This is a genomic window from Clostridium sp. D33t1_170424_F3, assembly GCF_015667585.1.
GTDB lineage: Bacteria > Bacillota > Clostridia > Oscillospirales > Acutalibacteraceae > Anaeromassilibacillus.
The window spans coordinates 24,509-38,696 of sequence record NZ_JADPEG010000022.1 but is presented as its reverse complement, the minus strand read 5'-3'; the positions used below and the strand labels follow the sequence as shown (position 1 = coordinate 38,696).

The 14,188-nt window shown below is 52.8% G+C and carries 8 protein-coding genes; 3 read left to right on the top strand and 5 right to left on the bottom strand.

Features of this window, described 5'->3' with window-relative positions; translation table 11 throughout:
• Positions 1-529: 529 nt before the first annotated feature.
• Both I4V53_RS13105 and I4V53_RS13100 read right to left on the bottom strand, forming a co-directional pair.
• Positions 530-1,534, bottom strand: coding sequence for a TasA family protein (locus I4V53_RS13105; protein WP_195986142.1), 1,005 nt, complete (start codon positions 1,532-1,534; stop codon positions 530-532).
• A gap of 626 nt (positions 1,535-2,160) precedes the next feature.
• A complete protein-coding gene (locus I4V53_RS13100) occupies positions 2,161-3,900 on the bottom strand; it encodes a TasA family protein (RefSeq protein ID WP_195986141.1) in 1,740 nt (579 codons plus the stop codon).
• A 253-nt stretch (positions 3,901-4,153) separates the two neighbouring features.
• Between I4V53_RS13100 and I4V53_RS13095 the strand changes: the two genes are divergently transcribed.
• Together I4V53_RS13095 and I4V53_RS13090 are read left to right on the top strand one after the other, a co-directional pair.
• A complete protein-coding gene (locus tag I4V53_RS13095; protein ID WP_195986140.1) occupies positions 4,154-4,876 on the top strand; it encodes a LytR/AlgR family response regulator transcription factor in 723 nt (240 codons plus the stop codon).
• A complete protein-coding gene (locus tag I4V53_RS13090) occupies positions 4,873-6,234 on the top strand; it encodes a sensor histidine kinase (protein WP_195986139.1) in 1,362 nt (453 codons plus the stop codon). Before I4V53_RS13095 ends, I4V53_RS13090 begins: the two co-directional genes overlap by 4 nt.
• Before the next feature lie 78 nt (positions 6,235-6,312).
• On the opposite strand, the gene I4V53_RS13085 is transcribed toward I4V53_RS13090, so the two are convergent.
• On the bottom strand, positions 6,313-7,059 hold the full coding sequence (locus I4V53_RS13085; RefSeq protein ID WP_195986138.1) for a TraX family protein: 747 nt from the start codon (positions 7,057-7,059) through the stop codon (positions 6,313-6,315).
• 574 nt (positions 7,060-7,633) lie between these two features.
• Here I4V53_RS13085 and sleB point away from each other — a divergent pair.
• Complete coding sequence (gene sleB / locus I4V53_RS13080) at positions 7,634-8,311, top strand: spore cortex-lytic enzyme (protein ID WP_195986137.1); 678 nt, start codon at positions 7,634-7,636, stop codon at positions 8,309-8,311.
• Positions 8,312-8,374: 63 nt separating this feature from the next.
• On the opposite strand, the gene I4V53_RS13075 is transcribed toward sleB, so the two are convergent.
• Both I4V53_RS13075 and I4V53_RS13070 read right to left on the bottom strand, forming a co-directional pair.
• Positions 8,375-10,738 carry a TasA family protein gene (locus I4V53_RS13075; protein ID WP_195986136.1) on the bottom strand — a complete coding sequence of 788 codons (2,364 nt, stop codon included), beginning with the start codon at positions 10,736-10,738 and terminating at the stop codon, positions 8,375-8,377.
• 290 nt (positions 10,739-11,028) lie between these two features.
• Positions 11,029-13,908, bottom strand: a complete 2,880-nt coding sequence (locus I4V53_RS13070) for a TasA family protein (protein ID WP_195986135.1) — start codon at positions 13,906-13,908, stop codon at positions 11,029-11,031.
• Positions 13,909-14,188 lie beyond the last annotated feature (280 nt).

The window sequence follows — 14,188 nt, the reverse complement described above, 5'->3', positions numbered from 1 at the left end:
TCTGGGGTTTCCGGCTTTCACCGTCCGCCCTTTCGTTTGGGCCGTTCCGTAGGGTGCCTGACTATAATACCAAACCCGACCCCTTTTGTCAACACCTTTTTTTGAAAAAGTTCGACTTTTTTCAAGTTTTTTTTGAACCCATCCAATTCCACGAGAAAAAGCACCACATATAGTGGAAACAGGAAAGATTTACCACAAGGTGTTTTTTAAGGATTCCCACTATTTCCTTTTTATATACCGAATCCCGTGAAAAAATATCATGTCTGTGGTTTTATTTTACCTCATATATAGAAAAAGAACAAGCGGCAAAAAGGACCGGGTATTTGCTTTCCGATCCTTTTTGCGCTTCCATCCGCACCGTCTGACCCCGTCCGGCTTTGAAGCACGCCCTCTGCCTCTTCCGTCCGAACCCTCTGAGCGGCCCATCCCTGACAGGTATTCCCAAAATATCAGTATCATTTAAATGTATCTTTTCGTCCGGCTATTCAGGGCAGGCACTCAGATTTCAGGCTTTACGGTTTTTATCCCTTTAGTTAATTGGTTCTGCCCGCATATAAATTTCCTTTTGCGTGTCTTTTCGCGTAATGATCTCAAGGTAGTCCCTGTCATAAATCGTCAGCGGTCTGTCCGCCCAAAGGTAGCCCTCCGGGGGAACGAGCTCTCTTAAATCGAAAAGAATAAGCTGTGACTCTTCCTCAAACACCACATCTATCTTTGTCGTGTAAATAACCTCTTCGATTTCTCCCTTTTGCGGTCCCAAATACCACTTGACGTCGATGGATTTGACGACCCTCGGGAATTCCGGTTCCGGCACAATCTCGCTTCCATCTGTCTGTACCGCATTGGCCACCAGGTTACCATGGTAATGTTTCCCCTGGCTTTCATTGCCCGTTGTTTCTCCCGGCAGGTATGCGCCGACCACATACGTCTTTGTACCGGTCGCCGCCGGAAGGATGATCTCGGGTGCGTACGGCTCGCCCTCCGTATCCGGATTCAAGTTGTCCGCAACGACGGTCCAAACGTCATCGATTTTTTCAAACAACACCAACTTCAATACATCTGCCAACCCGTTGGTGCAAGTGCCGTTCTTTCCGGTTTTATCCCAATCCACCTTGCCCGGATTCCCTGCTTCTCCCAGGGTGATCTTTTCCTCGCCGTCACCGGGGCATCTGTTCTCCGCCATGTTCAGCTCTTCCGCGGAAAGCGTCAGCAGCACCGGAAGCGTCCCGACGTTTTTAACAACGATTGGCTGAAAATACTGCGGTACAGGTACATACCCCTCTGTGTTCCGATTGCCGTTGCCCGCGGCGTTGATCTCCGCCTTAAAGTCCTCGTAATCCATGGGGCGCAGATTTTGGAATGTCAGCGGGACACTTGTCATTTCTCCTGGCGTGAGTGTAATGTCCAGCACGCCCGCTGAAAAATTGCCGCCGATCTTCTCTGTGTCTGAAAACCACGCCATGGTCCCCCCTGCCGCCAAACAAAACACCAATAAAACGGATACCAGAGATAACAACAGTCTTCTTTTTTTCATGATCGCTCCTCCTTGCTCTTCGTCTTTTTTTCGTACAGTATCCATTGGAGCGGGCGTTGGAAAGAATCACCAATGAATCCTGTACTTTCAAACCAGGTTCTATACTCAGAATACGATTATTTTATTAAAGTTGCAATAAATTGGATGATTCTGGAAGTTTTCTGGCCAAATCTGGACGGTTGTTGCGCTGTATTCCCGGTAAAATAGAGGATAAGAGGAACCGTGCCGGCTCGTCTGAGGGAGGAAACGTATTTGCATATTGCGATTTCAGATGATCTGGCAGAGTGCCGGAATGAAAGGAACGCATATTTACATACCTTTTATAAGCACTGTGCGGACACTGCAATATGGGTTCCCTCTGCTTGATGTCGTAATTTCCTTTTTGCTCATTCGGGACGGCTTCCCATGCAGCATGTTCACCATTCTGTCAATAATCCCCGCTGTTCCGCATGTTGTGCTGATGCGATACCAGTCCGACCACTTTGTTTCCTTTTAGAGAGCAGAACAAACAAGGCATACGCTTTTTATTGCGTATGCCTTGTTTGTTCTGAAACAGTTTTATTTATGGTTTCTATGTAAGAATCCCCGGTGCCTTTTCATGAAATGAGCATCTCATTCCAGATACGTCAACCTCCCGAAATATGCCCCGGCAGTGCTTCCGGCTGCGCGCCGGCGTATTCTTCCGCACCGTCCATCAGCTTGCCGGACTGCACGGAGAGGCCTCCGCCATCCTTGCCGCTCGGCGTCCCCTCTGCTATCCCGGCCGAAACCGTATAGTTGTAGAGGATTTTTACGCCCTCCCAGGCATAGTTATTGGAAAGCTTCGCATTCGTCGCCGTCCCTGCAATGCGCCCCATCCGGCTGTATGCGCCAGTCGGCGTCTTTACATAGGGGTTCAACGCGGTGCAGCCGCTCACAGAGCCCCCGGTTACGGTTGCGGCAATTCCAGCAGCTTTTGCATTTCCACCGTCCAAAACGGTGTTCGCGGCATAACAGCTTACAACCGCTCCATTGGCGGCTACAGCTCCCACGACGCCCCCGGCGGTTTTACCCCATACGTCACCGAACGCGCCGCAGTTTTCAATCGTTCCTTTCATCAGGCGGCCTGCAATCCCACCCAGGAACTCGCTGCTTCTCACATTGCCGGAGAACGTACAGCCGCTGACGGTCCCGCTCTCGACCGTACCGACAATGCCGCCCACCAGCATATTGTCATAGCCGTTTGCTTTCACATTTCCCTCAACCCGGCAGTTTTCGATTCTGCCCTCGCGTTCCAGCGCGCCAGCCACTCCGCCGATCCAATTTTGATATTGTCCGCCAAAAGAGATATTGACTTCCTTCAGGGAAAGGTTCCGGATGGTTCCGCCGACAACATCGCCAAAGAGGCCCTGATACGAGCCGGGCTTTGTAATCTGCAGACCGCTGATGGAATACCCGTTGCCGTCGAATGTACCGGTAAAGGGGTGTTCCCCCGTGCCGATGGGCGTCCATTCTCCATTCAATACAATATCGTTTGTCAGGCGATAGGTCTTTTGCTCCGCCATTCCCGCGTTGACGTCCGCCGCAAGCTGCCGCAGCTGTTCTTCTGTCTCAATCCGCTGGACGTTCTCGTCCGGTTTATCCGGCTCCGGCGCGCCCGCGCCCTCGTCCGTCTGGAACGCCTTTACCACCAGATTTCCATGGAAATGCTTTGCCTGATACGCGTTGCCCACCGTCTCCGGCAGATACGCGCCCACCACATAGGTCTGTTCGCCGGTCGCGGCCGGAATGATCACGCCGGGCGCATAGGGTTTTCCTTCCGCGCCGGAGTTCAGGTTGTCCGAAACAACCGTCCAAACGCCGCCGATTTTTTCAAACAAAACCAGCCTGAGCACACCGGACAGGCCATTGGTGCAGGCCTCGCGCGCATTCGTTCCGTCTTCTTTCAAAACCTGCCGGACGGTCTCGCGGCCTTTTTCATCCGCGGTGATCAGCAGTTCCTTCTCACCGCCCTTTGGGCATGCGGTCTCCGCCATATTCAGCGCCTGCACGGAAACCTCTATGTATACCGGCAGCGTGCCAGTATTTTTGATCACCACCGGCTGGAAATATTGCGGCATGGGATCGTAGCCCTCCGTGTTCTCATTGCCGGTCCCGGCGGCGTTGATCTCCGCCTTGAAACCGTCATAGGTCATGGGGCGCAGATTCTCAAACGCAAGCGGCGCGGTCGTGTCCCCGCCCGGCGTCAGCGTAATATCCAGCACACCCGCCGAGAAATCGCCCCGTACCTTTTCCGTATCCGTAAACCACGCCATTGTTCCGCCCGCCAGCAGGCAGAGCACCAGCAAAAGGGATATCGCCGACAGCAGTAATCTTTTGTTCTTCATAAAATTCCTCCTCGCACTGTTGTTTCGTCTCTGCACCGGATGCATGAGTCCATCTGCAGTGGATTATCACCAATAATCCCCGTACTTTCTAGCTATAATCCATATTTATAGTATAATTTCCATTTGCACATTGCAACGAACTGGCTGAAATTGGTAGTTTTTTGGCCAAAACTGGATTGCGCATTTGTTATATTTCCAGTAAAATATATCTATACGGGTATGCGGAAAGATTTGTCCACAGGAGGATAACACGTTGAACATAGCGGTCATAGACGATCTGGCAGAGTGCCGGAAAGAAATCCACGGGCATTTACATACTTATTTTCATCAGTATTGCGCCGATACCGCACTGGAAATCGAGGAGTTCGAAAGCGCGGAAACCTTTTTCCTCCGCTTTGCGCCGGAACGGTTCCATCTGATCCTGATTGATTACTATATGGACGGGATGACAGGCCTGGAGGCCGCCGCCCGGATCCGGATGGCCGACCCCGACGTTGCGATCATCTTCATTACGACCAGCCGGGACTATGCGGTGGAGAGCTACCTGGTGCAAGCCAGCGGCTACCTGCTTAAGCCGTTCCGCTACGGGGATTTTGAACGCACACTGCACCTGGCGCGGCTGCGCAAGCTTGTGGACGGGGAATGCGTCACGGTCGAGGATGAAAAAATTCTGCTCCGCGACATCGTCTACTGCGACGTGGAGGGCCACTATGCGCAGGTCCACATGGCGGACGGACAGATTCTGCGGTTTCGCATGGCCTTTGCCCGGCTAGCGGAGCAGCTGTCCTCCTATACGTCATTTCTCCCCTGCTACCGGGGCTGCCTGGTCAACCTGAAGCGCGTAGAACGGCTGAATGAATTGAATTTCCGGATGAACACCGGCGAGACGGTCGCCTTCCGCAAGAAGGATCGGATGGAGATTGAAAAACGCTATGCGCGGTTTTTGTTTGAACAGGCAAGGAGGATGGAAAAATGATTGATACCCTGATGATTTTGCTTTTTCCGTTTCTGGATTTTCTGCCGTTCCAGATTCCCAGGTACTGGCTCTTCCGGGAGAAGCTTCGAATTCCCATGCGCTGGATCATCCTTATCCTGATGGGAATCACCACGGCCTACAGCGATGTCTTCTTTTGGGCAAACCAGAACGGCATCGCGGACTCGGTCACCACGCTGCTGCGGTATGGGGTCATGCTGTTCGCCTCGCTGCTCTCTTTCTTCCTCATTCGGGACAGCCTCGCCAAAAATATGTACACCCTGCTGCTGATGATTTCCTATTCGTTTTTCGTTTTTGGAAACGCCAACTTCATTGAATCCCACTTCTTTTGGGATTTCAGCGCACTCCACCCCTATCTGGTGTACAACGGCGTCCGCCTGATCCTGCTATTGATCACGTACCCGCTCTTTCTGCGCTTTCTGAACCGCACCATCCGGAAAACGCTGGCCATCGACGACGAGGCGATCTGGAAATCCATGTGGAAGATTCCTCTCTTTTCCACCCTGTTCGGTATTCTGTATTGTACCGTCACGGACTTATACGCGCCCGCAACCTGGCAGTTCCTGGTTTCTCGCTACCTGATGCTGGGCGGCTCCTGCTATGTCTCGTTCGTGTTGCTTAAAATCCTGGACGCCTCCGACCAGCGCACCCGGCTTGAAGCCGCGCTGCGCTACGCGGACCGGACAATGGCCGCCCAAAAGAAGCAATACGATTCCCTCTCTATCCATATGGAGGAAGTCCGGCGGGCGCGCCACGACCTGCGCCAGCACCTTGCCGTCACCCAAACCTATATTGAACGCAACGACCGGGAGGGCCTGCGGGCCTATATTTCGCAATATCAGAAAACGCTGCCGCAGGAAACACAGGCGGTCTACTGCCGCAACGAAGTGGTCAACGCGATTATCAGCTGTTACGCCGAACTGGCGGCGCATCAGGGCGCGCGCTTTGATGCAACGGTGGAATATTCTGATACCGCGCCTATTTCCAACACAGACGCCGTCGTATTGCTGGGAAACCTTCTGGAAAACGCGGTGGAGGCCTGTACCCGCCAGGGGAAAGGCGAAAAATGGATCCGTCTGCACATCCAATCGGCCGGTTCGGCCATTGCCGTCACATTGGACAATTCTTTTTCCGGTGCGTGCAAACCGGGCGGCGGCGCGCTCCTCTCGTCCAAGCGCGACGGCGTCGGGATTGGGCTTCGCTCTATTGAGGAAATCGCGGAGAAATACAACGGCTTTGCGGAATTCCAGCCCGACGGCAACACCTTCCGGGCTTCCGTCTTTTTAAATCCATCGTCCGTCCCGCAAACACAGCCCGGAGAAACGTCCCGGACCGCCTGATTGTCTGAGCGGGACCGGCGGGCGAATTTGGTTTTTATCAAGGCGCCGCAATCTTTCTTTCCGTCTGGTACACGCAGATTACCCGCCAATCATTACGCCCACATTACCGTGCAATGCAAGCCGGAGCAAACCGCAGATCGTCAGATGGAGCGGATAATACAAATAGAAAAACCATTTCATCCCTTTCCAGGTTCCCTGCTCTCCATGATACAGTTTTAGCAGAAGAACGGTAAGCACAACAGACAGTTGCAGGACGCCATAGACGGGATTTATAAAAACAGCATAAACAGCGGCATATACTGATACCCACAACAACATCATCGCCATTTGCTTTTTGAAGTTTCCATGATTTGCTCCAATTTGTACAATCGCTAACACGGCGATACTGCTCCAGTCTGCACAAAACGCAATCCCTGTTATTCCCAAAATGAGAACTGCCTTTTGCCACGGCTTAAACCGCTTGCTTTCATGGATTGCCAGCGCTGCCAGTCCCCAAGCCAACGACCATATAACACTTGTTTGATTGAAGACTGATGTTTGAAAAGGGATAAACGGGATGCCAAACGCAAAACAATAAGCAAAATGGGAGACGATTGCAAAAGCAAACAATCTGATGGCATATTTTTTCCTGTCATGTGTATGGTGATAGCCCTCCGCAATAAAAAACCAAAAGACAGGCGCTGCCAATCGGCCAATGATATGCAGCGTGACAATCCACCAATCCGTCGGATAGTTTGGATAAAGCACACTTGTCAGATGATCGATTGTCATGGCAATGACCGCAATTATTTTCAGCTGATTTCCCGTGAGCGATTTTTGCTTCATTCTTTTTCTCCTTGTCTGGCTCCAACCCTCATTCGGCACACCTTTTCTGTCTAAGACGTATTCACTCTGCGCTTTTTTAATTCTAATGTTTTAGTGTGTATTCGTCAAATCAAATGGTATATGATTTGAGCAGTTTCTGTAACACACCATTTGACCACTTTCATATTGACTCATTCTATAAATACCAGTAATGATGCGCTTCCCAAGCGTATAGAGAAGCCACAACCGGCTGGAACAATCCCTGTCTTTATTACCAGAAGAAAACCGCAAGATTTTCAGCCTCAGTACGTAACAAAAATCTTTTTTGGCCCGGTCAAGCGGAAAGCGCTCAAAAACCGGGGAAACCCAGCTGTTTTTTATCGGAACCGAAGCAAACGGTATGCGCCGTCAAACCGCGCATACCGTTTGCTTTTGTCCATCTTGCGAAAACCTCTGCCTCTGATCCATTGATTTCAACGGTTTTTGCTTTCCCTGCCCCCATGGCGCGCATAAAACGTATAAGAGCAGCCATTGGGGAAATAATCCTACCATAGGAACAAGCGGCAAGCGCCGCTCTATGGGAGGCAACACACACATGAAAAACGGATTCAAATATCTTTGGCGCATCCTCGTGATCGTTCTGGTGAACGTTCTGATCATCACGCTGGTGGCCAACCAGAACAGCTCGGTTCAGACGCTCTCCAAGGTCGGCTCCACCGGACAGGAGGTCCGGCAGATTCAAACCCTTCTGAAGGAATACGGCGTATACAGCGGGGAGGTCGACGGCATCTACGGCTCCGCAACCAAAAAGGCGGTCATCGCCTTCCAAAAGTACAATGGGTTGACTGCCGACGGCATCGCGGGCGAGCAGACGCTGCGCAAGATGGGCATTTCCTCCGGCTCCGGGCAGGGCGGGTTCAGCAGCGCGGACATCGACCTGTTGGCCAAGATCATCTCGGCGGAGAGCCGCGGGGAACCGTACACCGGGCAGGTTGCCGTTGGCGCGGTGATCCTCAACCGCATTGAGCACCCGTCCTTCCCGAACACGCTGGGCGGCGTCATCTACCAGCCGGGGGCGTTCTCCTGCCTGTACGACGGCGGCGTCAACGCGGCTGTGGCGGATTCCGCCTACCGCGCGGCGCGCGACGCGATCAACGGCAGCGATCCGTCCGGCGGCGCGGTTTACTACTACAATCCCGAAAAGTCCACCAACAAGTGGATTTTCTCCCGCCCGGTGATCACGGTGATCGGCAAGCACCGGTTCTGCTCCTGATTTCTACGCACGGCAAAAGGCCGCCGCAGCTGATCCATGCTGCGGCGGCTTTTTGTGCTGTATTTACCGGATGGTACCGGTATTTAATCCGGCAATCTCGCCGGTGTTCTTTCTGATATTGTCGATGGAGGACGGAAACAGCTCTCCAAAGACCCCAACCCAAACCTGGCTGGGCGCCGAAGTGGTTACTGTCACAGCGGCGCTGCTGCCGGTGATGACGCCCGCGTTCGCGCCTGTCAGACCGCCCGCAAGCGCTCCGTATTGGGTGTAGTTCCCGCTGTAGGGCATTGTCGTCGCCAGGGAATTGTTCACACACGCCATAAAATCGACCGAAACGCTGCCGCCGGTAACCTGACAGTTTTCAATGACGCCGCCCGCGCCGTTCTGGCCCGCCAACGCGCCCGCGAGCGCACTGGCCTGCACGCTTGCATTCGCCAGCTTCACGCCGCTGATTTTTCCATTGTTCCGGGCAAACAGGCCGCGGTTGTAATACAGCTCGTCGCTGCCTCCATTAAAACCGGGATACCAGGTTTTCATTAAGCTGTCCATGCCCCAATAGTAGGTCCGGCCGTTTGAACGGACCACCTTTACGTTGGAAATCGTGTGCCCGCCGCCATAGAAATTGCCGGTGAACGCTGCGGATGGATTCGCGTCCGCGCGTTTCTGGTAGGTATTGCTTCCGCCCAGGGGCGTCCAGTTTCCGCTCAGCGAAAGGTCGTTTGCCACAACAAAGGTATGCCCCATATGGTTCCGCACCTGGTCCAGGTCCGACTGTGTGCGAAGGACATGCGGGTACGGGCAGTCCGCCGGGTTATCGAGGTCGACGGTAAACGTCACTTCCGAAGGAGAGACCGTCTGATCCGCCGCCGCGTAGGTCAGGATACTGCTCTGTGCGGCGGGGTCAAACACACATCCGTTCGGCGCATTCACCGCCACTTTGGGCAACGCATCGCTGGTCACCGCTGACGCAGCCGCCAGCGACACCTGTGTACCGCCCATAAAGTCCGCGCCTGTCAGCGGAATATCACGGGTTTCCACCGTCACATCGTTCTCCTCGTGGAGGACAAATTTTGCCTTAACGGTGAAGGCTTCACTCGGATCCGGCGGATCGTCCCGCTCGGCTTTTACGGTAAATATCACAGAATCGCTTCCCGGGCCGTCCTCCGTCACGGTTACCACTTCGCTCTGCACCGACGGGTCATATACATAGCCCTCCGGGACGGCAACCACCTTAACGGTATCGCTCCCGCTTCCGGCGGTCGTGATGGTAAAGACGCCAAGGCCGCTGAGCGTCACATCCCGTTCCTCCGCCAAAAGCCCGCCGTCCGCCGTATTCCGGAACTTTACTTTCATCTGGTTTGTCACGGGCGTATCACGCTTCTCCACGATTGCGGTGATGGCCTTGTAGGAATCATTGACTACCTTGCCGTTTTCCAGCGGAATGACCATCTGCAAACCGGTTGCCGCACGGGTGCGGATTTCTTCCAGCCCCGTAACTTTGTAGCCTGCCGGGGTGATGCCCGCCAGGTCTTCCGGGCGCAGCACATATTCATCTTCATTCACTTTGGCCGTAAAGGTATAGGTATCTCTGCCGATGATTTCTTCTTTTTCTTTAAAGTCAACGTTGATCGTGTTGCGGACGGTATCCGGCTCGTCCGGAGGATTGATGCCCGCGCCGTCGTCCGTCTGGTACGCATTGACCACGACGTTCCCGTGATAATGCTTACCCTGGTACTGATTATCCGTATTCTCCGGCAGATAACCGCCGATCACATAGGTAACGGAACCATTCGCCGCAATGTAATTTTCCTTGCTGGGCGTAAATGCCGCCTTTTCCAGCTTCTCCCCGTTTTCCCCGGTTTCCAGAGTCGCTTCATTCAGGTTGACGCCATCCTGACGCACCCAATTGCCAGAGCCGTTCTTTGCGTAAACGAAGATTTTGAGCTTGTCCGCCAAGCCGTTGGTGCAAGCCGCCCGCTCTCCTTCTTTGTCCCAATTGACAGTCATATTGTCGTTCTTCAGGGTAATATTCTCTTCGCCGCCCGCGGGGCAGGCAAAGTCCGGCTTTTCAAAGAGCGACTCCGCCGTAATCTGAATATAAACTGGCAGCGTGCCGTCGTTGGTAATGGTCACCGGCTGGAAATACACCGGGGTTGGATCAAAGCCTTCCGTGTTTTTGTTGGATAAATCCTCCTGCACCAGCTCCGCGTCAAACTGCGCAACCGTCAGCGGGCGCAGATTGGTAAACTCCAACGGGGCCTCAGCCGGTTTGGATGGATTTACATTGATATCCAGTACACCCGCCGCAAAGTTTGCGTTGACCTTCTCCGTGTCAGTGAACCATGCCATGGTCCCTCCCGCCAACAGGGCGAGCACCAGCACAAGGGAAAGCGCCGACAGGGCAATTCTGCTTTTTTTCGTTTTCACAACCATTCCTCCTTAAACGTTTCCGGTTCCTCTGCCGGGGGAATCCGGTATTTCTGTCCATCCCGCAGTCTTGTAATGGGATATTCTTTGTAAAACTCTACCATCAATATTGTCTATTTTCAATTATATGGCCGGAACTGGCCTCTTTCTGGCGGGATTTCGTCCGATCGTTTTCTTTCCGGACAAACGCAAGCCGCCGCGCAGCACACGGCCTGCTGGATTACAGGCCCGCGCTGCGCGGCGGCTTCGTTTTAGGATTGGTTGTTATGTAGTTGTGTTAAAACTTGTAATCACGGGTTGTTTTTCAAAACCGGATAAACGCCTGCCGGGAACGCCCAAACACTTGCGTCAAACCCGGTAAGGGCGGTCGCCGCTTTCAGGTCCGCATCCTTAATTGCCGTACCCTTTGCAGCCATATAGGTCGGATCTTCCGATACATAATAGGTATTGGTTACGACAGACGTCGGCGTATAGATGGAACCAACGCACTCATGAACCGGTGTGGTGTAATAGCTGATTGCCGCATCGGTCACATAGGAATTCTTTACCGTCGCCTTATTGTATCCAACAAAACCGCCGACGTTCTGATAACCGACGATCTTTGTCGGCGCGCTCCAGCAGTTGTTAATGGTTGCGCCGCTGGTATTTGCACCTACAAGGCCGCCAATCTGAATCATATTGACATTCGGATTGCCATAGTAATCCTCATTGACAGAACCCTTCGTCCAGCATTCGGAAATGCTGCCGCCGTTGGTGTTGTAGCCCACCAAGCCGCCGACCGCGGAGAGTCCAACCACTTTGACGTCCGCGCTGCAACGGTCAACCACGCCGGAGTTTGCACCGGTGATACCGCCTGCAAAGGAAGCGTCGCCCAATGTGGTCGCTGCATGTGTGGAGGCTTTTACAAAACCGTCCACATGGCAGTTGCGGATCGTGCCCGCGTTCTGCGCCGCGACGGAACCCACGATGGCGCCCGCGACAACGTTTACATTGGTGAGATTCAGGTCCTGAATCGTGCCCTTATTGTAAGCAAACAAACCTGCGCCCGCGTCCGCGCTGCCGCCGGATACTTTCAGATTGCTGATGGTGTTGTTTTCCCCATAAAAATTGCCGGTGAACGGCTTGTCCGCTGTGCCAGTCGTCCACCCGGGAGGCACCCAGTTGCCAGTTAGAGGAACATCTATAAGTAAATAGACATCCGCAGCAAGGTGACTATCAATCGCGGCGAGATCCTCCTGCGAATAAATATAATACTCTTCTACCGCAGCTGCTTTAGCTGTGTTCATAACATTCAGCGAAGCAGTCATCAATGATCTTACCGGAGCAGCCATACGGGAAATGTTTGTATATGATGCCGTTGATGCCTGCACAGCTATACCACTTAACGCTTTGACTGCTCCATTTTCCCATATCAAAACCAGTTTCTGCTTGTCAAGGTCAATATATGCATATCCCGTTCCATCCAGGCTTGGCAATGTAATACGGCTGCTGTTTAACGGCTCAAAAACCTTACTTCCGTTCGCTGCCTGTACTTCATCCGCTAATTCCTGTGTAATAATAACCGGGCCGGGATTTGCAATATCTGTCCCTGTCCCCTTAATAATGAAACGGTCAACTGTAACCTCTACGCCCTCAACCGCTTTATCTTCCTTTATATAGAAGACAACGGTTGCCTGCGGTTCATTTGCTATTGTGGTTCCGGTAAAGCTGCCGGGATAGGTTACGGTCTGCTCCTGCGGCTCGCCGTCAAACACATAGTTTTTGCTGGTCGGGATGTTGTTCTTCACTTCATCCGTCGCGGTGCTCAGCGTCAGCGTCTGGCCGTCTTCCATTGTCGCCGGATAGGCATGGCTCTTTACAGCGGAGGCTTCGCCCTTCACCCGGTACTCGATTTTGATGGAGACGTCCACCGGATTTTTGACTTCCTCATAGTACGCCTGGAAGACGTTCTTTTCGGGCGCGTCGGAAACCATATAGGTATAGGCTTCCTGCACAGGCGCATAGGTCTTGCCGTCCTTCTCAATGTTGGATGTGGTATAGACCAGCTCGCCGGCCGGCGCGGTTCCGGTGGTCTCCTCCAGAACCGTCTCTGTGTTGTTGATCATGTGCTGGATGGTATAGGTATAGGTCGCCTCTTCGGTTTTTTCCACGATTGCGGTGATGGTCTTGTAGGAATCGTTGACTACCTTGCCGTTTTCCAGCGGAATGACCATCTGTAAACCGGTTGCCGCACGGGTGCGGATTTCTTCCAGCCCCGTAATCTTGTAGCCTGCCGGGGTAATGTCCGCCAGGTCTTCCGGGCGCAGCACATATTCGCTGTCTGTTACATTGGCTGTAAAGGTATAGGTATCTCTGTCGATGATCTCTTCTTTTTCTTTAAAGTTGATGTTGATCGTGTTGCGGACGGTATCCGGCTCGTCCGGCGGATTGATGCCCGCGCCGTCGTCCGTCTGGTACGCATTGACCACAACATTGCCGTGGAAATGCTTGCCCTGGTATTCATTCTCCGCGTCCTCCGGCAGATAACCGCCGATGACGTATGTAACAGACTCATTTGCTCCAAGGAATTGCTGCTTGCCGGGTGTGAACGCCGCTTCTTCCCCTGTTTCCAAAGAAGCTTTGTTCAGGTTGACGCCCTCCTGGCGCACCCACTTGCCGGAGCTGTCTTTCGCATAGACGAAGATCTTCAGCTTGTCCTCCAGACCGTTGGTGCAGGCCACACGGGTTTTGCCATCCCAGTTCACGGTAAGTTTGTCTTCCGACAACTTAATGTCTTTTTCGCCGCCCTTCGGGCAGGTAAAGCCGTCTTTGCCAAATATGGATTCCGCCGAAATCTGGATATAGACCGGCAGCGTGCCTTTATTGCTGACTTCGACCGGCTGGAAATAGACAGGTACCGGATCGAACCCCTCCTGATTCGCGTTGGAAAGGTCCGCCTGTACCAGTTCATCGTCAAACTGTGTTACCGTCAGCGGGCGCAGATTTTCAAACTCCAGCGAAGCCCCGGCCGGCTCGTCCGGATTTACCTCAATGTCCAGCACACCCGCCGAGAAATTCGCGTTGACCTTCTCCGTATCGGTGAACCACGCCATGGTTCCGCCGACAAGGAGGCTGAGCACCAGCAGCACAGAAATGCCCGAAAGGACAATTCTGTTCTTCTTTGTCTTCATGTTGTTTCCTCCATTCTTTTGTCACTACACCATTCCGATATTTTGCCGCGCAAGACCGGAGAACCAGGGGCTGTCCCCAGTCTGTTATGCTAATTATAGCATTATTTTGTCAGATATTTCCACTTATTTTCCCAGAAATAATTACCAAACATAAATTCTATTATTTGTTGTATTTCTCCAAAAGAATGAGTAAGTGTTCGTGTTCTTTTCTTTTTTCTAACCAGAAATTGTTCAAACTTGACCAAATCAAACGCACGCAAAAAATTCCCCCGCCATGATT